The sequence below is a fragment of the Flavobacterium laiguense genome (assembly GCF_003097655.1).
In the GTDB taxonomy this organism is placed as follows: domain Bacteria; phylum Bacteroidota; class Bacteroidia; order Flavobacteriales; family Flavobacteriaceae; genus Flavobacterium; species Flavobacterium laiguense.
The window spans coordinates 149,897-172,969 of sequence record NZ_QCZH01000007.1; the positions used below are offsets into that span (position 1 = coordinate 149,897).

The 23,073-nt window shown below is 32.6% G+C and carries 20 protein-coding genes; 5 read left to right on the forward strand and 15 right to left on the reverse strand.

The window, feature by feature from the left end; genetic code table 11:
• Nucleotides 1-110 precede the first annotated feature (110 nt).
• The 4 genes from lpdA to truA all read right to left on the reverse strand — a co-directional run bounded on the left by lpdA (nucleotide 111) and on the right by truA (nucleotide 5,261).
• Entirely contained in the window at nucleotides 111-1,499 is a 1,389-nt protein-coding gene (gene lpdA, locus DB891_RS08895; RefSeq protein WP_116762657.1) for a dihydrolipoyl dehydrogenase, read from the reverse strand.
• A gap of 441 nt (nucleotides 1,500-1,940) precedes the next feature.
• Complete coding sequence (locus tag DB891_RS08900) at nucleotides 1,941-2,525, reverse strand: NUMOD4 domain-containing protein (RefSeq protein ID WP_116762659.1); 585 nt, start codon at nucleotides 2,523-2,525, stop codon at nucleotides 1,941-1,943.
• A gap of 133 nt (nucleotides 2,526-2,658) precedes the next feature.
• On the reverse strand, nucleotides 2,659-4,413 hold the full coding sequence (locus DB891_RS08905) for an ABC transporter ATP-binding protein (protein WP_116762661.1): 1,755 nt from the start codon (nucleotides 4,411-4,413) through the stop codon (nucleotides 2,659-2,661).
• A 74-nt stretch (nucleotides 4,414-4,487) separates the two neighbouring features.
• Nucleotides 4,488-5,261, reverse strand: a complete 774-nt coding sequence (gene truA, locus DB891_RS08910; RefSeq protein ID WP_116762663.1) for a tRNA pseudouridine(38-40) synthase TruA — start codon at nucleotides 5,259-5,261, stop codon at nucleotides 4,488-4,490.
• 182 nt (nucleotides 5,262-5,443) lie between these two features.
• Here truA and DB891_RS08915 point away from each other — a divergent pair, with 182 nt between their 5' ends.
• The gene (locus tag DB891_RS08915) at nucleotides 5,444-5,941 is read left to right on the forward strand and encodes a metallophosphoesterase family protein (protein ID WP_116762665.1); all 498 of its coding nucleotides are present in this window, start codon (nucleotides 5,444-5,446) and stop codon (nucleotides 5,939-5,941) included.
• A 149-nt stretch (nucleotides 5,942-6,090) separates the two neighbouring features.
• Here the strand turns inward: DB891_RS08915 and DB891_RS08920 are convergent, their stop codons facing one another.
• The 3 genes from DB891_RS08920 to DB891_RS08930 all read right to left on the reverse strand — a co-directional run bounded on the left by DB891_RS08920 (nucleotide 6,091) and on the right by DB891_RS08930 (nucleotide 9,079).
• Entirely contained in the window at nucleotides 6,091-7,788 is a 1,698-nt protein-coding gene (locus tag DB891_RS08920; RefSeq protein ID WP_116762667.1) for an ATP-binding protein, read from the reverse strand.
• Nucleotides 7,789-7,842: 54 nt separating this feature from the next.
• Nucleotides 7,843-8,505 carry a response regulator transcription factor gene (locus DB891_RS08925; RefSeq protein WP_116762669.1) on the reverse strand — a complete coding sequence of 221 codons (663 nt, stop codon included), beginning with the start codon at nucleotides 8,503-8,505 and terminating at the stop codon, nucleotides 7,843-7,845.
• A gap of 160 nt (nucleotides 8,506-8,665) precedes the next feature.
• The gene (locus tag DB891_RS08930) at nucleotides 8,666-9,079 is read right to left on the reverse strand and encodes a DUF4293 domain-containing protein (protein WP_116762671.1); all 414 of its coding nucleotides are present in this window, start codon (nucleotides 9,077-9,079) and stop codon (nucleotides 8,666-8,668) included.
• Between the two features lie 183 nt (nucleotides 9,080-9,262).
• Between DB891_RS08930 and rho the strand changes: the two genes are divergently transcribed.
• Nucleotides 9,263-11,080, forward strand: a complete 1,818-nt coding sequence (gene rho / locus DB891_RS08935) for a transcription termination factor Rho (RefSeq protein ID WP_116762673.1) — start codon at nucleotides 9,263-9,265, stop codon at nucleotides 11,078-11,080.
• A 136-nt stretch (nucleotides 11,081-11,216) separates the two neighbouring features.
• Here rho and DB891_RS08940 read toward each other — a convergent pair whose 3' ends face one another.
• From DB891_RS08940 to DB891_RS08950, 3 genes are all read right to left on the reverse strand, one after another.
• Complete coding sequence (locus DB891_RS08940) at nucleotides 11,217-12,431, reverse strand: RsmB/NOP family class I SAM-dependent RNA methyltransferase (protein ID WP_116762675.1); 1,215 nt, start codon at nucleotides 12,429-12,431, stop codon at nucleotides 11,217-11,219.
• Between the two features lie 103 nt (nucleotides 12,432-12,534).
• Entirely contained in the window at nucleotides 12,535-14,505 is a 1,971-nt protein-coding gene (locus tag DB891_RS08945) for a KUP/HAK/KT family potassium transporter (RefSeq protein WP_116762677.1), read from the reverse strand.
• A gap of 123 nt (nucleotides 14,506-14,628) precedes the next feature.
• Nucleotides 14,629-15,795, reverse strand: coding sequence for a hypothetical protein (locus DB891_RS08950; RefSeq protein ID WP_189337127.1), 1,167 nt, complete (start codon nucleotides 15,793-15,795; stop codon nucleotides 14,629-14,631).
• Nucleotides 15,796-15,912: 117 nt separating this feature from the next.
• Here DB891_RS08950 and DB891_RS08955 point away from each other — a divergent pair, with 117 nt between their 5' ends.
• Nucleotides 15,913-16,974 (forward strand): sialidase family protein, encoded by a 1,062-nt coding sequence (locus DB891_RS08955; protein ID WP_116762679.1) that lies wholly within the window; start codon nucleotides 15,913-15,915, stop codon nucleotides 16,972-16,974.
• Nucleotides 16,975-17,029: 55 nt separating this feature from the next.
• On the opposite strand, the gene DB891_RS08960 is transcribed toward DB891_RS08955, so the two are convergent.
• The 4 genes from DB891_RS08960 to DB891_RS08975 all read right to left on the reverse strand — a co-directional run bounded on the left by DB891_RS08960 (nucleotide 17,030) and on the right by DB891_RS08975 (nucleotide 19,865).
• Entirely contained in the window at nucleotides 17,030-17,488 is a 459-nt protein-coding gene (locus DB891_RS08960) for a sensor of ECF-type sigma factor (protein WP_116762681.1), read from the reverse strand.
• Nucleotides 17,489-17,527: 39 nt separating this feature from the next.
• Nucleotides 17,528-17,953 carry a hypothetical protein gene (locus DB891_RS08965; RefSeq protein ID WP_116762683.1) on the reverse strand — a complete coding sequence of 142 codons (426 nt, stop codon included), beginning with the start codon at nucleotides 17,951-17,953 and terminating at the stop codon, nucleotides 17,528-17,530.
• Between the two features lie 33 nt (nucleotides 17,954-17,986).
• Nucleotides 17,987-18,529, reverse strand: a complete 543-nt coding sequence (locus DB891_RS08970; RefSeq protein WP_116762685.1) for an RNA polymerase sigma factor — start codon at nucleotides 18,527-18,529, stop codon at nucleotides 17,987-17,989.
• 229 nt (nucleotides 18,530-18,758) lie between these two features.
• Nucleotides 18,759-19,865, reverse strand: coding sequence for an SRPBCC family protein (locus tag DB891_RS08975; protein WP_116762686.1), 1,107 nt, complete (start codon nucleotides 19,863-19,865; stop codon nucleotides 18,759-18,761).
• A 244-nt stretch (nucleotides 19,866-20,109) separates the two neighbouring features.
• Here DB891_RS08975 and DB891_RS08980 point away from each other — a divergent pair, with 244 nt between their 5' ends.
• The gene (locus DB891_RS08980) at nucleotides 20,110-22,146 is read left to right on the forward strand and encodes a dipeptidyl-peptidase 3 family protein (protein WP_116762688.1); all 2,037 of its coding nucleotides are present in this window, start codon (nucleotides 20,110-20,112) and stop codon (nucleotides 22,144-22,146) included.
• Between the two features lie 56 nt (nucleotides 22,147-22,202).
• Here the strand turns inward: DB891_RS08980 and DB891_RS17770 are convergent, their stop codons facing one another.
• Nucleotides 22,203-22,391 carry a hypothetical protein gene (locus DB891_RS17770; protein ID WP_116762690.1) on the reverse strand — a complete coding sequence of 63 codons (189 nt, stop codon included), beginning with the start codon at nucleotides 22,389-22,391 and terminating at the stop codon, nucleotides 22,203-22,205.
• 82 nt (nucleotides 22,392-22,473) lie between these two features.
• On the opposite strand from DB891_RS17770, the gene DB891_RS08990 reads away from it, so the two are divergent.
• A complete protein-coding gene (locus DB891_RS08990) occupies nucleotides 22,474-22,854 on the forward strand; it encodes a pyrophosphohydrolase domain-containing protein (RefSeq protein ID WP_116762717.1) in 381 nt (126 codons plus the stop codon).
• The last annotated feature ends 219 nt before the right edge of the window (nucleotides 22,855-23,073 follow it).

A 23,073-nucleotide genomic window follows, 5' to 3' on the forward strand; every position in this document is an offset into this window, starting at 1 on the left:
CAAAACAGAATATTGGTTATTGTCCATTATAAATTTGATATTTTGGATTAAAACAAAAACCCGATTTGAATATTTCAAATCGGGTTTTAAATTTATAAAATCTTATTTTATTACAAATGGATCACTTCTCCATATGCATCGGCAACAGCTTCCATTACCGCTTCACTCATTGTTGGGTGTGGGTGGATAGATTTTAGGATTTCATGTCCTGTAGTTTCTAGTTTACGGGCTACAACTGCTTCTGCAATCATATCTGTAACGCCAGCACCGATCATGTGACATCCTAACCATTCGCCATATTTAGCATCAAAAATTACTTTTACAAAACCGTCTGGAGTTCCAGCAGCTTTCGCTTTTCCTGAAGCTGAGAATGGGAATTTACCAATTTTTAATTCGTATCCTTTTTCTTTAGCTTGTTTTTCTGTTAATCCAACAGAAGCAATTTCAGGAGTTGCATAGGTACATCCAGGAACGTTTCCGTAATCGATAGGATCTACGTGCAATCCAGCAATTTTCTCCACACAGTTAATTCCTTCAGCAGAAGCTACGTGAGCCAATGCTTGTCCTGGAGTAACGTCTCCAATAGCGTAATATCCAGGGATATTCGTTTGGTTGTATGCGTTAACCAAAATTTTATCTCTGTCAGTAGCGATACCAACTTCTTCTAATCCGATGTTTTCGATGTTAGTTTTGATACCAACAGCAGACAATAAAATGTCAGCTTCAAGAACTTCTTCTCCTTTTGCAGTTTTCACAAATGCTTTTACTCCGTTTCCAGTTGTATCAATACGCTCAACAGAAGAGTTGGTCATAATCTTGATACCCGCTTTTTTCAAAGAACGCTCAAATTGTTTTGAGATATCTTCGTCTTCTACAGGAACTACGTTTGGCATAAATTCTACAATGGTTACATCAGTTCCCATTGAGTTGTAGAAATGGGCAAATTCTACTCCAATAGCTCCAGAACCTACAATAATCATAGATTTTGGTTGAGTTGGTAATGTCATTGCTTGACGGTATCCAATTACTTTTACTCCATCTTGTGGTAAGTTTGGTAACTCACGTGAACGAGCTCCAGTAGCGATAATAATGTGGTCTGCGCTGTATTCAGTAACTTTTCCGTCTTTATCAGTAACGTCTAGTTTTTTACCGGCTTTTAGCTTTCCAAAACCATCAATAACGTCAATTTTATTTTTTTTCATCAAGAATTGAACTCCTTTGCTCATTCCTTCGGCAACCCCACGGCTACGTTGAACCACAGCAGGAAAGTCTTTATCGAATTCTTTTACAGTTAGTCCGTAATCTGAAGCGTGTTTTAGATAATCAAAAACTTGAGCCGATTTTAATAATGCTTTAGTTGGAATACATCCCCAATTTAAACATACACCACCTAGGTTTTCTTTTTCTACTACGGCAACTTTAAATCCTAATTGTGAGGCTCTAATTGCTGTAACATATCCTCCAGGGCCACTTCCTAAAACTATAATATCGTATTTCATTTTGTGCTTGTTTATTTGTTATTTGTACAAAATGCAGTCGGCAAGGCCTCGTGTCATTTCAAAGTTTTTTATTTGTTTTTTAATGGTGAAATGCAGTCGCTAACGCTCGTGTCATTTTATATTTTTTATTTAAATTATTGTAAAAATGAAATTCGCAAAAGCTGATTTCATTTTAATGGTTATTGTAATAAATTGAGATTGCGAATTTAATGATTTATTTGATTATTGAAAAATTTAGTAGCTACAAAGTTTTGGGCTATTTTGTGATAATCTTATAATCTAAGTCATTAATTTAATAAGCAGTAGGAAGTGTTATTTTTAAGAGGTGTAAGCCTTTTTATTCGTTACAAATGAAATTCAATGTTTCGTGAAATGATTTTATTGCGAAGAAAAAAAAATATCAGGGTTAGGGCAGAAAATAGAATTTTTAGTTATTAATTGTTAAATCTTTATATGTCCCCAATTTTCACCGCTGGCAATACGTCTGATTTGCATTTCGCTTACACCAAATTGTTTGGCAATCATTTTCAGGCGAGTTTTTTGTTCTGGCCGTGCTAAAATCTTTTTGATTAACATGACTTTGGTAATCGTTAATTTTCTTCCGTCAGCTTTTAAGTTGTGTTCGATTAAATTTTTTCTAGCCTGAATTATATTTGGACTGTTATTCCTATGTTCAATCATTTCAGCTTTGGTAGCCCAACGTAAATTGTTGATATCATCGTTATTACGACTGTGATCCAAGTGTAAAACATACGTTTGATCCTCAGACTGTTTCGGAATAAAATATTGAGCTACTAATTTATAAAGAAATAAACATTTGCTAATGCTTTTACCGTCTTTTTTGATTCGGAATGAAAAAATTGGATAACCATCACTTAAAGATCCTTTTAAAAGACGACAATCTTCTATGTTTTCTGAAAAACTAATTAAGCGCCCTTTGTTTGAAATGGCATATCGAAGTTTTAAAGAGTAATCAAATTCTATTTCTTTAAATTGTTCGTTTGGATAAATTCTAATTTGTGGCATTTGAATTTGAATTTAGATATTCAAAGATATTCAAATTAATGAATTAATATATTTAACGAGTGTTTTTTAGATGTTACTTTGGGTTTTTACTAATGTAATGTCAGTTATTGTGATAATTTTCTTTAATTTAAAATCAGTTTGCAACCGAAAATTGCGAATCATACAAGTTTTTATAATACCCCTTTTCTTGGTTTATCAATTCTTGATGTGTACCCTGTTCAACAATCAATCCTTTGTCCATAACCACAATTTTATCGGCGTTGACAATGGTGGCCAATCGATGCGCAATAACGATTGATGTTCTGCCTTTGGTAATGGTTTCGGTAGCGCTCTGAATGAGTTCTTCAGAATGGGTATCGATTGAGGAAGTTGCTTCGTCCAGAATAAGAATACTTGGATTACTTACATACGCTCGTAAAAATGCAATAAGCTGTCGTTGCCCCGAAGATAGCATTACTCCACGTTCTTTTACATCAAAATCGTAATTGTCCGGTAAGCTCATGATGAATTCATGCACGCCTATTTTTTTGGCTGCAGCCAAAACTTGGTCACGGGAAATATCGGGATTATTGAGTGTTATATTTTTGAAAATAGTATCGGCAAAAAGAAAAACATCTTGTAAAACCACCGCGATTTGCTTGCGTAAAGAACTCAAAGTGTAGTTCTCAATATTGTGATTGTCTATATATATCGAACCGCTGTTAATTTCATAAAAACGATTCAGTAAATTAATGATTGTCGATTTTCCCGCTCCGGTAGATCCAACTATGGCAATGGTTTGTCCGGCAGTTACTTCAAGATCAATTCCTTTTATGACTTCCTCATTTGGAATATAGCCAAATCGAACATCTTCAAAGCGAATATTTCCATGAAATGTCGGCGCTTCAATGGTTCCTGTGTCTTGTATTTGATCCTGAGTGTCCAATATGTCAAAAACACGGTTGGCAGCAATCATTCCCAATTGCATCTCATTGAATTTATCAGCAATTTGACGCAAGGGATTAAACAACATTCCAATGAACATGGTGTATGAAAATAGATCCCCAAATGTCGTCGAAGTATCACCTTCTAAAATATGAAATCCTCCGTACAAAACAATAAAACCAAGTGTCAATGACGAAATAATATCGGCAATTGGGAAGAAAATCGAGTTGTATAAAATTGTTTTTATCCAAGCTCTATTGTGTTTGTCATTGATCACCCTGAATTTCTCGGCTTCAATATCTTCGCGGTGAAACAGCTGAACAATTTTCATACCGGTGACTCTTTCTTGAACAAAGGAGTTCATGTTGGCAATTTGTGTTCGTACTTCTTCAAAGGCAATTTGCATCTTTTTTTGAAAAATACGGGTGATAAAAACCAATATTGGCATAGCGACAATCACGATCCAAGTTAGTTTCCAGTTCATATAAAACATAAAAATAAGAACCACAACCATTTTCATCAAGTCACTTATAATCATAAATAACCCTTGACTGAAAATACGGGCAATCGCTTCAATATCCGATACTGAACGCGTTACGAGTTGGCCTACTGGTACGTGATCAAAATATTTCATTCTGAAACTTAGAATATGTTTGAACATTTTTATCCGAATGTCTTTTACAATGTCTTGTCCGAGCCAGTTTGCCCAAAAAACAAAGTAGAATTGAGAGAAAACTTCTAATAAAAGCACAATTCCCATTAAGGTTATGTACATCAATAATCCGTTTTGATCTTTGGGTTGGATGTAACTATCAACAGTTTGCTTGAGTAAATAGGGGCGAAGTGCCGCAAAAAACGATAGCGAAATGGCAAAAATAATCACGCCATTAAATCGCCATTGGTAAGGTTTGGTATATTTTAATATTCTTTTGAATAATCGGGTATCAAATGCTTTTGCTTTCAAAATTGAAGTTATGCGTTAATTGTTATGCATTCTGGTAGTTAATCTAAAATCTATTATATCTTCGTATAAATTCTCTATTTTTTATCCTCTATTTTCTCTTCTCTCTTCTCTATTTTCTCTAAATCGTACTCTATTTTGGTTAAATACAACCCATGTGCCGGTACCGAAAATCCAGCTTTGTCTCTGTTTTTACTTTCTATAATCTTTTCAAAATCATTCAAAGTGATTTTGTGTAATCCAATATTAATTAAGGTTCCCACTATGGATCTAACCATATTTCTCAAAAAACGATTGGCTGATATTGTGAAAATTAATTTGTTATTTTCTTTTATCCAATAAGCCTCAAATATACTGCAGTCAAATGTATTTACGTCGGTATTTACTTTGGAAAAGCATTGAAAATCAGTATGGTTCAGCAGTGATTTTGCGGCCTCATTCATTAAATCCAAATCTAGTTTTTGATAAAAATACCAGCTTTGCTCTTGAAGAAATGCATCTTTAAAGGTGTTTATGTGGTATTCGTAGGTTCTTTTTGTAGCATCAAAACGAGTGTGTGCTTCATCGGCAACGGGAAAAATTGCATACACAACAATATCTTTTGGTAAAAAAGAATTGAGTTTATGTATTAAACTTGTAATATCAAATGGAGTGTCAAAATCAAAATGAGCATACATTTCTTTGGCATGAACTCCTGTATCGGTTCGTCCAGCTCCCATGATATTAATCTGGGAATTGAGAATAGTTGAAAACGCTTTGTTCATCGTTTCTTGAACAGAAGCTGCATTGGGTTGGTGCTGCCAACCATGATATAGGGTTCCGTTGTATGCTAGTTTTATAAAATATCTCAAAAGATTTTTGATTGTAGATTAACGAATGATGATTTTTGATTTCACTATAGTGGTGAAATCATCTCCTGCAAATTTACGAAGTTTTGTGTTGCGATTGTTCTAAATCTGAATTCAAAAATCGTTAATCTTCTCCCGATGCTTCGGGATTAAATCATAACTTTGCGACTTTAAGACTATTTATCATGACCCAAATCCTCCTTCTTTCCGATACGCACAGTCACATTGATGATACAATTCTGAAATATGTTAATCTGGCTGACGAGGTTTGGCATGCTGGAGATATTGGGGATTTAATCGTTACGGACACGATAAAGAAGCTAAAACCATTGCGTTGCGTTTATGGGAATATTGATGATACCCAAGCGCGATTGGAATTTCCGTTGCACAACCGTTTTTTTTGCGAAGGTGTTGATGTCTGGATTACGCACATTGGTGGTTATCCCGGAAAATACAACCCAACTCTGAAAGCTGAAATGGCTTCTAACCCGCCAAAGTTGTTTATTTGTGGACATTCCCATATACTAAAAGTGATTTTTGATAAAAAGCATAATTTGTTGCACATGAATCCAGGAGCTGCAGGGATAAGTGGCTTTCATCAAGTGAGAACGATGCTTCGTTTTGTAATTGATGGAGATAAAATAAAGGATTTGGAAATTATAGAAATAGGGAAGAAAGTGTAATTATTCAGTGATTAGTGAATGGCCTTAAGTGATTAGCATTAATCTGTAATTTATCGACTAAAGCTTTTCTTGAATAATTTTACGTTTTGGGATGGCTAACAGCTAATTACTTTTTACTAATCACTAAATATTCACAAAAAAATCAGTTCTTATTTGTTTAAAATAGGGGTTTTTAAGATGATCGTAGTTCCGGTATTAAGAATGGAATTGATAATAAATTCACCTTTCATATTGTTCATTCGGGCTCTAATTTGATTGATACCGAAACCTTCTTTTAGTTCAAATTCATTGTCGATGAAGCCATTTCCATTATCAGTAACTACAATAAGGAGGTTGTTGTCAATTTCTTCTAAAGCAATTTTTGCATTAGAAGCCTCACTGTGTTTAATGATATTGTTCAGTAACTCGGTAACGATAAAATAGAGTTTCATTTCAAATTCTTCGTTGTAGCGTTTTTTTATTGGGACAAGACTGTTGAATTCTATTCTTATATTTGAATTAGAATTTTTTTCACACAAATCATCTAAACCATAAAGCAATCCAAATCTAACCAGAAGCGAAGGCATAAGTTCGTGGGATAAATTCCTAATTTGATTGTGGGCTTCTTCAAGTATTGTTTTAGTTTTTACTATTTCTTCTGTTTGTAAAAAATTTTGGGAGGTAAAAACTTTGAGATGTATCCCTGCAGAGGAAAGTAAGGAGCTAATATTGTCGTGTAAAAAAGATGCTATTTTTTTTCGCTCTAATTCTTGTCCATCTATAGAGGCATTAATGATGTTCTCTTGTATTTTACTTTGTAAATCATTGAGTTTGTTTTTTTCTTTTAAACGTAAATTTTGAATAAAATAGTAGAAAAATACAATAGCAGATATGAAAAGCAAAAAAACAATAATTACAATTTTTTTGTTTCTGGATTGTTCTTCAAGTAGTTTGTTTTGTTTTATTTTATACTTGGTTTCAATTTTGTCTATTTCCCTTTTGTATTGGTCTATTTCGAGATTTGCACCTATTACATTTGCTTTTTTGAGTTTGTTTTCTAGCTGTTGTTCGTCTGTAATTTTATTGTAAAGGCGAAGATTTTCATAGGCTTTTTTATAATTGCCTATTTTATTCAAAAATTTAGAATATTCTAAATAGGAGTATGATAAATCTGATTTTTCATTTCCTAAATTTCCTTGTTGAATTGCAAGGGTAAAATGTTTTTCAGCTTTTTTATTCTCGTCTTTATTGTTGTAATACATTCCGTTCAACATGTTTACGGCAACAATTGTAGACTCATCTCCATGAATGGATTGGTATTTATTGACATGTTTTAAATAAGGAAAACCTTCGTCATATTTATTAATGTCAAAATGGGCCCAAGCGATATTAAGATTGGTAAGTAATGTTTGTTCAGTATCATGAATTTTTTGACTGATACTTAATGATTTTTTGTAATAGTAAATGCCTTTGTTGTACACTTTTTTATCAAAACAATAAATGTTACCCAAATTATTGTAAAATTGATTTTTTAAAATGTTATTGTTAGTTCTCTTTGCATAAGAAAGACCTAAATTGTAATAGAATAAAGCCTTTGTTGGTTCTGTTAATTCATCAAAGTTTGCCGCTATAATTAAATAGGAATTGGCTATTAAATCGTGATTTTTAACAGTAATGGCTTTTTCCAGGGCAATTCTTGATTTTAATAATGATTTTTCATATTGATTATTATTAAGTTCAGCGCTAGCATCGTTTATTAATGAGATAATTTCTTTTTCAGCAAGCGTTTTTTTCTGAGCAGAAGAACTTTCGCCCCAAAAAAGCACAAGAATAAATGACAGTAAAAAAAGGAATCGATTTTGAAACATAAATTAGCGCAATCAGTAATAAGAATAAGTATGGGTAAATAGTTTATAATAAGTTTACGAAATAATTAAATGGTTGTTCATAGCGTATTTAACAATGCTTATAGTGTTTTTTGCTTTTAATTTTTTTAAAATATTTTTTCGGTGTGTTTCAACAGTGTTTGTGCTAATAAACAGTTCTTCACTTATTTCCTTTCCGCTAAACTCCAGTGCAATCAAGATAATAATTTCTATTTCACGCTCTGTCAATAAAGGATTTACTTTAGGTTTGTAGATGTTTAGCTTAGGGTTGTTTTTGGTAGCTTTATTGAATATTTTTTCACGGATAGATTCACAAAAATATTCTTCTCCATTTGCAACAGCCTGTACAGCTTCAATAATATTTTCGCCGGCACATTGCTTAGTTAAATATCCGCTTACGCCAAGATCCATGATTTCCTTTATTAGCTTCAAATCATCATAGCTGGAAAGAATAATGACTTTACAAGGAAAACCTTTTTCGGCAAATTCCTTTACTACTTCAATTCCGTCTTTTTCGGGCATACTAATGTCTAATACAAGAATGTCTGCTTTGTTGTTGGTAACATCGTCAAAAATAGTAGTTCCGTTTAATGAAAAACCTACGATTTCAAAATTGGGTATGGTGTTGAGTAATGTTTGAATCCCGTGAATAATTATTTTATGGTCATCTGCTAGGTGAATTCTGGTATTTGTTGTCATGTTTTTTTGAACTGGTTTCCAAATTTATGAAAAAAAATGATCTATGATACTTGTGTTTCTGTATTTTTTTTTGAAAAGTAATAGTTCTTTTCTGTAATAAAAAAACCCGAATTATTACATTCGGGTTCTCTTCGCACATTAATAAATTAACTTTATAGGTTTACCTCAATCGATCCACAGATTTTACAAGATCTTCATCCTTCTTGATGGCTTTATTAGCCAAGACTAATAATACGATAGCCAAGATAGGTAGAAACATCCCAATACCTTTCTCTGAAACAGCAGGTGTTTCTCCAGATAGATTTAGTGAATGATATACAAACAATCCTAATAAAATCAAATTTAATATGATATTCAATCTGTTAACAACAAATTGGGTTTGTCTTTTTTTAAATGTTATAATGCTATAAACGGTTATTGCAGTACTTAATCCTAATAAGATAACGTAGATTTGATTTTGCATAAAAAAATAATCTTTTCCATTATCCATTGTCCATAAAGGAAAAATATAAGGCAAAACTCCTACCGCTATAAAAGTAAGGAATAAATATATGGTTTGAATTCTTTGTATCATATTCTTAAAATTGTTTTACAAAAATATATTTTCTTTTTATTAAATACTATTGTATGATAAATTTTATTTGTATTATTGCATAACATTACCGTAAGCACTTCATACTGCGGTCTATTTAACTAAGATACTACCTTAAAAATCTTTTGTATTTTTTCCAAAATTAATTAAACAAATAGAACATTCATGTTTGATATTTCTGCATTAAAAGAATTGAAGCTTTCTGAGCTTCAAGAAATAGCTAAAACAGCTAAAACCATAAAATATAACGGTGTAAAAAAAGAAACTTTAATTAGTCAAATTTTGGAACACCAAGCCGCAGCTGTTGCAACAACTGTAGAAATAATATCAGAAAAGAGTATTGAAGTAGATAGCCCTAAAAGAGTTCGAATTGCTTCTGTAAAAAAAGAAACTACTCCGAAAATAGTTCCAGCTTCTCTATTTGTTAATGAAGAAGTTCAAAACGCAAGGGTTGATGAAATAGTACCGCAAAAAAGCACGGATGATTCAATAGTATCTAAAACGGAAGACACTATAACACCAGTTGCTTCTGAGAAAAAAGAGCCCAAAATAGTAAAATTCAGCAAGTCGGCTTACGAGAAAAAGATGGCTTTGCAAAAAGAAAAAGAAGCATTAAAAGAAGCGGCAACTACAGAAGAGGCCTCTTCGAATGCTAATTTGGATGAAGTAGTAGTTGAAACGGCTGAATCGACAGAAAACTCTGCTCCTGCAAAAAAAATAAATCCAAATCAATTAAATAAAAAGGTTCCAAATCAAAGCGGGAATGCTAATCCAAACCCAAGCCCAAATCCAAACGGGAATTCAAATCAAAACCAAAATCCTAATTTTAAAAACAAGAAAAGTAATTTTAAAGATTCTGATTTTGAATTTGATGGGATTATTGAAAGCGAAGGTGTTCTTGAAATGATGCCTGACGGTTATGGTTTCTTGCGTTCTTCGGATTATAATTATTTGGCTTCACCAGATGATATTTATTTGTCTACTTCTCAAGTGCGTTTGTTTGGATTAAAAACCGGTGACACTGTAAAGGGAGTGGTTCGTCCTCCAAAAGAAGGAGAGAAGTTTTTTCCTCTAGTTCGAGTTTTAAAAATAAATGGACATGATCCGCAAGTGGTTCGTGACAGAGTTTCATTCGAACATTTAACGCCTGTTTTTCCTTCAGAAAAATTCAGATTAGCCGAAAAACAAAGTACGATTTCAACCCGAATTATTGATTTGTTTTCTCCAATAGGAAAAGGGCAACGTGGAATGATCGTGGCACAGCCTAAAACGGGTAAAACGATGTTGCTTAAAGAAATTGCCAATGCAATTGCTGCGAACCATCCTGAGGTTTACTTAATTGTTTTATTGATTGACGAGCGTCCGGAAGAGGTTACAGACATGCAGCGTAGTGTGCGTGGCGAGGTAATTGCATCTACATTTGATAGAGAGCCTCAAGAACACGTTAAGATTGCTAATATTGTCCTAGAAAAAGCGAAGCGCTTGGTTGAATGTGGTCACGACGTTGTGATTCTTTTAGACTCCATAACTCGTTTGGCTAGAGCTTATAATACAGTACAACCTGCTTCCGGTAAAGTATTGAGCGGTGGAGTTGATGCGAATGCTCTGCAAAAACCTAAGCGTTTCTTTGGAGCGGCTCGTAATGTTGAAAATGGTGGGTCGTTGAGTATTATTGCAACTGCATTAACAGAAACGGGTTCTAAAATGGACGAGGTTATCTTTGAGGAATTCAAAGGAACCGGTAATATGGAATTGCAATTGGATAGAAAAATTGCTAATAAACGTATTTTTCCAGCTATTGATTTGACTTCTTCAAGTACGAGACGAGACGATATGTTATTAGATCAAAAAACATTGCAAAGAATGTGGATTATGCGTAAATATCTATCGGATATGAATCCTGTTGAAGCGATGGATTTTATCAATGATCGTTTTAAGAAAACCAAAAATAATGATGAATTTTTAATCTCTATGAATGATTAAAGAAATTGCAATAGCAATAACAATTTCAAGAATCAATTTTTTTAATAGAATAAAAAACTCCAATTTTCAAATCGAAAATTGGAGTTTTTTTTGGTAATTGCAATTGCAATTGCAATTGATTTTTGATATTGAAATTTTACTCTTTTCTCTCCAACAAAGCCATGTAAAATCCATCAAAACCAGACTCAGATGCCAGTATTTTTTGGTCTTTTATGAAATTGAATTGTTTACCAATATCTGTTGTCAAGAAACGAGCGATTTGCTCTTGATTTTCAGAAGGTAAAATTGAGCAAGTTGCATAAACTAATTTACCACCTGGTTTTACAATTTTCGAATAACTTTCTAAAACTTCCGATTGTACTTTACGGATGTTATCAATGAATTCGGGTTTTAATTTCCACTTGGCGTCAGGATTTCTTTTAAGAACACCCAGACCGCTACAAGGAGCGTCAATCAAAACTCTATCAGCTCTTTCGTGAAGTTTTTTGATGATTTTTGTAGAATCAATGATGCGGTATTCAATATTGAAAGCGCCATCTCTTTTGGCTCTAATTTTTAATTGTTTCAATTTGCTTTCATACAAATCCATTGCAATCAATTGTCCTTTGTTTTCCATCAAAGAAGCGATATGCAACGTTTTTCCTCCAGCACCAGCGCAAGTATCTACTACACGCATTCCTGGTTTTACATCTAGGAAGTGAGCTACTAATTGTGAATTGGCATCCTGTACTTCAAAAAAACCTTGCTTGAAGGCATCTGTCAAGAATACATTGGCTCTTTCTTTTAATACTAAAGCATCAGGTTGATCTTTTAAGAACTCTGTTTCGATGTTTAGATCCATCAAAATAGCTCTTAAATTTTCTTTGGTAGTTTTAAGGGTATTTACTCTTAAAATCACTTTTGCAGGTTGGTTTTGAGCAGCAATTTCTGTTGCCCAAACTTTTTCTCCAAGTTCTTTTACGCCCAATTCATCCATCCAGTCTGGAATAGATTCTTTTAAGGCTCTCACTTTTGAAAGCTCATCAAAGCGACCTTTTATTTTTCGCTCAGGTGTGCCTTCTAATTGTCTCCAATCTGGAATTGGGTATCCTCTTAACACTGCCCATACAGAGAACATTCTCCAAAGATTATCTCTGTCAAACGGTTCTTTTACTTCGGCAATCTCGGCATATAATCTTTTCCAACGTACAACTTCGTAGATGGTTTCGGCAACAAATTTTCTATCTGAACTTCCCCAACGTTTGTCTTTTTTTAGGGATCTTGCTACTACTTTATCGGCATATTCTCCTTCGTTAAAAATAGCGTTAAGAGCATCGATGGTAGTGTAAACTAAATTTCTGTGTAATCTCATTTTAAATAATTGAAGTGCAAAGGTACTATTTATTGATTAAATCTAAGATTTATATTTTAACCAAAAAAAAACACTGTTTTACAACAGTGCTTTTTGGGTGTTTTTAGTTTTTAACGAATACTCTCGTTAGTCCAATGTTTTCTGGTGGGTGGAGTACCATTGGGAATTTTTCTATTTTCACGGAGCTACTATCCAATCCAAAAGCGCTTTCTTCGGATAGGCTTAGTTTTTTAATAAAGAAATAAGAATTCATTATTAATTTTTCATGCCATAACATATCGCTGTCATTGGATAAGAATTTCTCAGACAATACAAATTTAAAGTCGCCAATAATGTTGTTTTTGTTTAATGACTCGTATCTACTGGTAATATCTACTTCACCATTTTTCACCATGTCTTTAATAACTTCTTTGAACATTAAGTTGATTTTAGTAGGCTCTCTAAAACCTAAATTGAAATCAACACGGTATAAATCGTCTTTCAGAATCTCTTTTACTTTGTATTCGGTTTTGTAAGGTTCTGGTAATATGTTAACGTGAACAAACCAATATATATCAGCTCTTTTAGGTCTTTTCTGCAAGATTGAAAACATCACTTTTTCTTCTATTTCATCAGTGCGATTGGCATTGGTCATATACACTAAATGTGTTGCATATTTTGGAATAGATAAATCAGCACTTAATTCTTCCAATACTTTTTTGTAATCATCTATTTTTACAATTTTAGTATAGCTTTTACTAATCTGTTTTGCTCTGTACCAAACAGTCATAACTCCTGTTAAAATCAAAGCGATAAAAAGAGTTACGTAACCACCTTCTCCAAACTTTGTGATATTGGCGGCCAAAAAACTAAACTCAATTCCTAAGTAAATGGTAATTAATGGAACGAAAAAATACCATTTTACCCTTTTCATTATTAAATAAAAATTAAGCAAAACGGTGGTCATTATCATACATAATATAATTGCCAAACCATAGGCGTGTTCCATATTGCTGGACTCTTCAAAATGCAAAACGATTCCAACACAACCAAAAAATAACAACCAGTTTATCGATGGGATATATATTTGTCCTTTTAGCTCAGTAGGGTATTTGATTTTTACTTTTGGCCAAAAGTTCAATTTCATTCCTTCATTTATTAAAGTGAATGATCCTGAGATAAGTGCTTGAGAGGCAATCACAGTGGCAAGAGTGGCAATGACAATTCCAAAAGGTTTAAACCATTCTGGCATCATTAAGTAAAAAGGGTTTGCATAATCTCCTCCTAAAGTTTGCAATGTTACTCCTTCATGATGTATTAAGTAGGCTGCTTGGCCGAAATAATTAAGAACTAATGCGATTTTTACAAAAATCCAACTGATTCTAATATTCTTTCTCCCGCAATGTCCCATGTCAGAATATAGAGCTTCTGCTCCAGTGGTACAAAGGAAAACAAAACCTAGTACAAAAAAGCCTTCAGGATGTATGGATAATAAGTGATAAGCATAATAAGGATTTATTGCTTTGAAAACCTCAGGATGCATTGATATTTGATAAATACCTAAGGTAGCTAGCATTCCAAACCAAATAAGCATCATTGGAGCAAAAAATTTACCTACTAATTTAGTTCCGAATTGCTGAATCGTAAAGAGTATGAATAAGATTCCAATTACAATAGGCACTGTATTGATATGAGGAAAGTACATTCTCATTCCCTCTACCGCTGATGATACAGAGATAGGAGGTGTAATGATTCCGTCAGCAAGCAAGGCACTACCTCCGATAATTGCGGGGACAATTAACCATTTAATTTTAGTTTTCTTGACCAAGGCATAAAGGGCGAAAATTCCGCCTTCACCATGATTGTCAGCACTTAATGTAATCAGTACGTATTTGATGGTGGTCTGTAAAGTAAGTGTCCAAAAAACACAAGAGATACCACCTAAAACAATATCTGCATTTATAATATAATCGCCAAGTATGGCTTTCATTACGTATAATGGAGATGTTCCAATATCTCCATAAATTATTCCTAGAGAAATTAATAATCCACCTAAAGTTAATTTGCTGTGGAGGTCTTTGTGCGTTGCGCTCATTTAAAATTTTTAAAAAACTTGTCAAATTTACTATTTTAAAATAAAATAAAGCGCCTTATTTTTTAAAATAAAAAAAAAGGCTCGGTAGTTATCTACCGAGCCTTTTTTGTAATTTAAATTCATTTAGATTCTTCTGTTTGTGTTTCTAGATGTGTAGTCTGTACTTCTTTGGGATTCAGTTCTTTGGGTGTTGTTGCTTGTTCTGTTTTGAGAATGTTCCCTTTGAGGTTCTGCCTTTTGAGTGTTGTATTCTCTTGGAGTACTTGTTCTGTTTTGAGTGTACTCTCTTTGAGGTTCGACTCTTTGAGTGTTGTATTCTCTTGGAGAGCTTGTTCTATTCTGAGAATATTCTCTTTGAGGTTCTCCTTTTTGAGTGTTATTTTCTCTTGTAGTGTTAGTTCTATTTTGAGAATATTCTCTTTGGGGTTCTACTCTTTGAGTTGTATATTCTTTTGGTGAACTCGTTCTGGTTTGAGTATACTCTCTTTGATAATTGCTATTGTTTCTAGAATAAGCGATATCGTTTCTGGATCTGTTATTAGTATTGTATCTTTTTTGGTCTAATTCATATCGGTTCGAAACTTGATAGTTTCTTCTAGAAAATGCGTAGTTTGGGTATTGCTTTTCATAACTATTACAGCTATAAGAATTATAGATTACTGGAGCTCTATAGCATCTTCTGTAATTTACATAATTGTAATTGTTATAATAGTTTACGCAACCATATATATTGTTTCTATATCTGTATAAAGGATATGGGTTCCAAGAATAATAGTAGGTTGGGTAGTAATTCCATGTCCAAGAAGAATAATAAGGTTGGTAACTATTAATCCATAATGAAGCGTAGATTTGAGGCGTATAACAATATTCAGGTTCGTAAATGTAATTCTGACCATACATATAAGAGTTTCCAACGATTTGTATCGAAATATTGTTTTGTCTGTCTTTCTCTACTTCGATAGTAGCAACATCTTGATAAAGATCACGACCAATAACCGATTGTACAATGATTACGTGTGTTCTTTTCTCTACAGATTCAATTACTCTCAAGTAGTCAACTTGATTGTCGTTATTCAAATCTAAGTTTGATATTTTAGTTCTAGGATCGTTTAATCTTCTTTCAAAATCTTTTAAGTTTTGAGATTCTCCAAAGATTGAAGATACAGCTCTTAAATCTAAATTATCACTAATTTCAGAGTTCATTGCGTTTACCGTTGTTCTGTCTTGTGCATTCATTTGTAATGCAAAGAATGTAGTTATAAGTGCTACGAATTGTAATTTTGATTTCATGGCTATTTGGGTTATTATTTGTTTTTAAGATATAAACAACAATTGTGCCATAATTAAATGATACTGGTAATTTTTGTTTAACATTATTATATATTTGTTCTAAAAAAAATCGATACCATGAGAAGAATTTATATAACTATACTGTTGTTGAATGTTTTGTTTTTTGTTGAAGCTCAAAATTCCTCCAAAAATAAAAATACACAAGCCGTTTTTAGCACCATACAAGTTGATACTTTGTTTCAAGATAAAATAAGTATTAGGGCAATTGTATTGGATAACGGTAAAATATGGTACGCTGCTGATCAAGGGAAATTTGGTTATTATGATTTAAAATCAAATAAAAAATTTGAAAAGGTTATAAAAAAAGACACTTTGAATATTGAGTTTAGGAGTATAGCCAAAACTTCAAAGTTTATATATGCGCTTAATGTGGCTAATCCTGCATTGTTGTATCAAATTAGTAAAGATGGAAAAGAGGTTCAATTAGTGTATCAAGAAAATGATAAAAAAGTTTTTTATGATAGTATGCAGTTTTGGAATGATAAAGATGGGATAGCTGTTGGTGATCCTATTGATGATTGTCTTTCGGTTATCGTAACCCATGACGGAGGGAATACATGGAGTAAAATCCCCAATAGTAAATTGCCAAAAGTTTTTGAAGGAGAAGCTCATTTTGCCGCAAGTAATACGAATATTGTTATAAAGGGCAATGATACTTGGATTGTTTCCGGAGGAAAAAAATCAAGGGTTTTTTATTCTTCGGATAAAGGAAATTCTTGGGAAGTCTTTGAAACACCAATTGTGCAAGGAAAACAAATGACTGGTATTTTTACTGCAGATTTCTATGATAAGGAAAATGGTTTTTTAGCTGGTGGAAATTATGAAGTACTGAATCAGAATTTTGAGAATAAAGCAGTCACCAACGATGGCGGGAAAACTTGGCAACTCATTGCAGAAAAACAAGGATTCGGTTATGCTTCCTGTGTGCAATATGTCCCTAACAGTAACGGAAAAGGATTGGTCGTTGTAGGGGCTTCAGGTCTAAGTTATTCATCGGATGGTGGTGTGACTTGGGTACAATTGCTGCAAGATTCAAGTTTGTTTACGATTCGGTTTTTAGATAAAAACACCGCAATTGCAGCTGGTCGTAATAAAATGATCCGAATTCGTTTTAAATAAAAAAAATCCCCGTTTAATAGAATGAACTATCAAACGGGGATTTCCTGAATTAAAATTATTTTTTTGGAGCGTTGTCTCTATACTGCTGCAATAATTTTCTACTGAAATTTTCTTCTGCTTTTTTTAATTTAATGATTTTTATGGCAGGAAGTACATCTTTCAAATTACTGATAAATTTTTTTCTTAATTGAAACAATTCCTCTTCATTGCTTTCAATTTGGTTTAAAAGTACCTTTGCTTCTTTCTCGGATAACTTGTCTAATTCATCATTATCCATTTTTCGATAAGATCCTTTCAATTTTTTATGTCTCAATTCAAACTGCTTATCATCGAAAGTATTGTAAATGGGCCAGAATTTTTCGGCTTCATTAGAGGTAAGGTTTAATTCCGTGGTTAAAAAAGCTACTTTCATGGCTTTAATTTGTTCCTTTTTTTCTTTCATTCTTTCGCCTTGAGCGTAAAAAGTAAAAGACATAAATAAAAATAATATCGGATATAATTTTCTAATGTTCATTGTTTCTGATTTTGGTTCTGTTAATGTGATATTTTATATCTAATTTTCGATAAGTAAATTTTCCATGTTCGGATTTGTGACTAAAATGTCTTCCAATGTTTCATCTTCTAGTTTTGTTAAATTTACAATACTGTTGTTTTCAGGTTCAATTTCTCCAATTAACTCGTAATGGTTTATGTTGGAATCTTCGGCTAGATAATTTTCAATAGTTGTAGAATCTAGTTCGTTATTTTTCACATCAGTGGTATAAAGAATCGGAATCATTATGGCAAGTACTAACACAGCCGCAATTGCCATTATAATAGTTTTCCTTTTTCTAAAGATAGAGATTACTTTTACATTACTTGTAATTTCTTCTTTTGGTAGATTTTGTAAAAATTTTGAAGAAAAGGAATCATGATAACCCTCAGGAGTTTTAAATCCTGGATTTATTTTTGGTTCGTCTTCTAGTTTAAATGGTTTCATAATGTGTATTTGACTTAATCTTAACTAAATGGTTTAATTGACTGTCACAAAAATTTCTATTTTTTTAACGGCATGATGGTAAGATGCTTTTAAGGCACCAACCGAAGTACCCAGTATTTCGGATATTTCTTCGTATTTTAAATCTTCAAAATATTTCATTTTAAAAACCAATTGTTGTTTTTCCGGTAAGGTTGCTATTGCTTTTTGTAGTTTGAATTGAATCTCATCGCCGTCAAAATAGATGTCGGCTTTTAGATTGTCAATCGCTTTATTTTGCAATTCAACAGATGATATGCCGCTTTTTTTTGCTTTTAGATTCAAAAAAGAAAGGGCTTCATTAGTTGCTATTCGATACATCCAAGAAAATAGTTTGCTTTCACCCTTAAAATTCTTTAGATGTTGAAACACTTTTACAAACGTATTTTGTAAAACATCATCGGTATCATCATGGCTTAAAACGATATTCCGAATGTGATTGTACAGCGGTTTTTGATATTCGTGTAAGAGCTTTTGAAACGCTTGATTCTGCGTTTGAGGGTTCAATAAATTGGTGATGAATTCCTTTTCTTCCTGCAATTTCTATTTCTTTTGTAGTTAGATGCCAATGAATCAAAAAGGTTTAATCTAAAATGAAAAAATGATGCTATTTTAAATTTAGCATAGAATGAATTTGAACCATATAAGTCATATAAGAAAATGTAAGCTCAACTTCCTTTACTCATACTCATATATTATTTAAGAATTCAAAATAGTCCAACTTAAATGAACTTATATGTCTTATATGGTTGGAAAACGTCCAAAATAATTAAAATTCAGATTTGTCTTCACTCTTAATTGTGGTAGGAGTGAGTGTAAGACTGTCTTTTATTACTCGTTTATAAGGTGCTGGTATAGCTTTTGGTTTTATAGGATAATAGATTTCGGTTACCCATTTTGATGGAGTCTTCGCTTCTTTTTTTCCAATGGTAAATATTTCCATGTGTGAAAAAGTAGAATCCGCAATAATTTTGTTTGTGGTAAAATATTCCAAAGATTTATCCAAAGCCTTTCCTTTGTATGTATAATTACCCATTAAAGTTGTTTTTACGGCTTCAAATGGGATCAATTTTCCAGATAAAATATCACTTCCTTCGCTAGTAAAGATTTCCTCTTTTATAGGAATACAAAAAGAAACTTTCGTTAAATTATGAATGGTGTCGTATGTGTGATAAATGATAAATGGTTTTCCGTTCAAAACGATATTGTTTTGTTTGCAAAAAGTCAATATTTTAGGGAAAATGACATTTGCATTTCGGGTAATGTCGGATATTTTACTGGTGAAAGATTGTCTTAAATAAAAAGTCTCCAATTTTTTTACTCTTCCATTTACTTTTACATCAAAAGTATTGGTTTCAAAATCAAGTGTTTTGTTTAAATTGGCTAAACATTTATCAAAGACTTTAGCCAATGAATTTTGAGTTCCTCCACTCAAAAAAGAATTCACTTTTAATAGAAAATCCATTTTTCCTTTCGATTTCCAAGTTACTTTCGTGCCTCCCAAAGTATCTTTAAAATGCCAAGTTACATCTGAAGAGGTTTCGTTAAAATCCATTTTTTGAACAATACTGTCATTGTCTTTTGTATATAATGTTTGAATGGTACCCGAATCATTTGCGCCATCCCAAGATAAAGAACTTCCTTTTCCTATTGAAATTGGAGAATAGGACAATTTTATATTTGTGTCAGCGGTTATCCAAGAGCTAAATTTTCCCCAGTTTTTATAGTCATTTACATAATTAAAAACAGTGGCCTTTGGAGAATTTATTGTTTTACTGCTTTTTACAGTGAAATCTCCTTTTTGAGTTGCGATAAATATGGTAAGTGCCACAAGGCTTAATAGCAGCAAAAGAAAAAGGTATTTAATGATTCTCATAGTAGGTTGGTTTGTTTCTGTTGTAAAGTTAGAAATTTAATTAATATTCTAAAGTAACTGCCTGTAAAATATCCCCGCCTTGCTTCGAAAAAGTGTTTTTAGAAAACAAAATAAGAGTAAGGTGTTTTTTGATGGTTTAGGGCAGCGGATTTGTTTTTTATCTAGTCCAGAGATTTATTATATGTTTGAAGAATGCTTATATTTGTTGAGTATTTATTTGTTTAACATCTAAAAAATAATAATAATGAAATTACTTAAAAGTGCAGGGTTTTTTATGACCATTGCGGTTTCTGTTGTTTGCAACGCTCAAAATGAGAAAACTACAACGGTAAAATCTGCTGAGAATACTCCATTTGATTATGTGGTAGAGCAATTCTCTGATATAAAAGTGTTGCGTTACCAAATTACTGGCTGGGAAAATCTTACTTTAAAAGAGCAAAAACTAGTGTACTTTCTTACGCAAGCGGGCACTTCTGGGCGAGATATCATGTGGGATCAAAATTACAGACACAATCTAAAAATTAGAAAAGCATTAGAAAATATTTATCAAAATTATAAAGGGGATAAAAATGTTCCAGATTGGAAAAATTTTGAAATTTATTTAAAAAGAGTTTGGTTTTCAAACGGAATCCATCATCATTATTCAAACGAGAAAATCAAGGCTGGTTTTTCATTAGCTTATTTTAATGGCTTGTTGAAAAATACTAAAACGACTTTGTCACCTCAAATAGCTGAAATTCTCTTCAATGATGTTGATTCAAAAAAAGTAAATCTCGATTCCTCAAAAGGATTGTTAGAGGGTTCGTCTATTAATTTTTATGAAAAAGGAATTACCCAAAAAGAAGTCGAAGCTTTTTATGCCAAAAAAACGAGTCTAGACGCTAAGAAACCCTATTCGTATGGCATTAATTCTAAATTGGTTCGTAATTCGAAAGGACAATTAGAAGAAAAAGTTTGGAAAAGCAAAGGAATGTACGGAGCTGCAATTGATAAAATGATTTATTGGTTGGAGAAAGCGCAAAGCGTAGCCGAGAATAAAAAACAAGCCGATGCAATTACTTTATTGGTTAGTTTTTATAAAACAGGAAGTCTTAAAACATGGGATGATTTTAATATTGCTTGGTTACAGGCTACCGACGGTAATATAGATTACATCAACGGATTTGTTGAAGTGTACAATGACCCATTAGGATATAGAGGTTCTTATGAAGGCATTGTTCAGATAAAAGATTTTGATATGTCTAAGAAAATGGAAGTGGTATCTAAAAATGCTCAATGGTTTGAGGACAACTCTCCGTTATTGCCAGAACATAAAAAGAAAAACGTTGTTGGGGTTTCATATAAAACGGTTGTTGTTGCGGGTGAATCTGGAGATGCTTCTCCGAGTACACCAATTGGGGTGAATCTTCCAAATGCCGATTGGATTCGTGCAGACTATGGTTCTAAATCCGTTTCTCTAGGGAATATTATAGATGCTTATTCTAAATCTGGAGGAAAAGGAAAATTGCAAGAATTTGCAAATGATGAAGAGGAAATAAGATTGGCTGAAAAATACGCTGAGTTAGGTGGTAAATTGCATACTTCTTTGCATGAAGTGGTAGGTCACGCTTCGGGACAAATAAATCCAGGTGTTGGAACTCCAAAAGAAACATTAAAAAATTACGCTTCAACACTAGAGGAAGGAAGAGCCGATTTAGTGGGATTGTTCTATTTATACAATCCTAAAATTCAAGAACTTGGATTAGTAGATAATTGGAAAGATTTAGGGATGCAGTGTTATGATGGGTATATCAGAAATGGGTTAATGACACAGCTGGTTCGTTTAGAATTGGGTGCTAATATTGAAGAAGCGCACATGAGAAACCGTCAATGGGTAAGTGCTTGGGTGTATGAAAACGGGAAGAAAGACAATGTTATTGAAATGGTTTCCCGTAATGGAAAAACGTATTTTAATATCACCGATTATGATAAACTACATGATTTGTTTGGGCAATTATTGAAAGAAGTGCAACGTATAAAATCCGAAGGCGATTTTGAAGCAGGAAAAGCATTGGTAGAAAATTACGGAGTAAAAGTAGATCAAAAAATACATGCCGAAGTACTAGAACGTAATAAACAATTTCCTGATGCTCCTTATAATGGTTTTGTAAATCCAGTTTTGGTTCCGAAATTAAATGCTAAAGGAGAAATTAGTTCTATAGTGGTAGAGCAACCTAAAACATTTGCAGAACAAATGTTGAAGTATTCTAAAAACTTTGGTTTTTTACCATTAGAAAATTAAAAAGCAAAAATGCTGTAATGATAAAAACGCCCACAGTGAAGTGGGCGTTTTTTATTTTAATGCTTAAAATAAATTTTGATCACAAATAAGAGTCCAATAAAAACAAGGAAACCTATTAGAATTTTATAATTTCCTTTATAGAAAACTTTGTGTAAATTGGCATCTTTTCGATAGGCAAAAACCATTGCAACAACAAAGGCTATAAAAAAACAAACTGCAAATACTAATTGACCTTGACTAAACATGTTTAAATAATTTTTGACAAATTTAGGTAATAGTTTAGAAATAGTTGTTAATTTTCCATTTCAAATCAATGAATTAAAAAGTATGCAAAAACAAATCAACGCCGTTAAGGAATTTCATACCGCATTTAGAATTGGGCATAGCGAAACTCCGATTGCCGACTTAGGAGAAAGTAAAAACATACTTCGCTACAATTTGATGAAGGAAGAAAACGAAGAGTATCTAGAAGCGGTTCAAAATAATGATCTAATTGAAATTGCCGATGCACTTGGCGATATGATGTATATCCTTTGCGGTACGATTATAGAACACGGATTACAACACAAAATTGAAGAAGTCTTTGACGAAATTCAACGCTCTAATATGAGTAAATTAGGTGAAGATGGAAATCCTATTTACAGAGAAGACGGAAAAGTGATGAAAGGCCCGAATTATTTCAAACCCGATTTCTCGAAGCTTATTTAAGAAAAGTGTTCAGTTCCCGATAATTATCGGGACAGTTTTTGAGTGTTCAGTTTTAGAACGAGGTAATCAGATTTTGTATTCAGTCTGTGTTTAGAAATAAAAAAAGCGATTTTCAGGATGAAAATCGCTTTTTTTATAGGACAAAATCTAAAATCTAAAATCTAAAATCTAAAATCTAAAATCTAAAATCTAAAATCTAAAATCTAAAATCTAAAATCT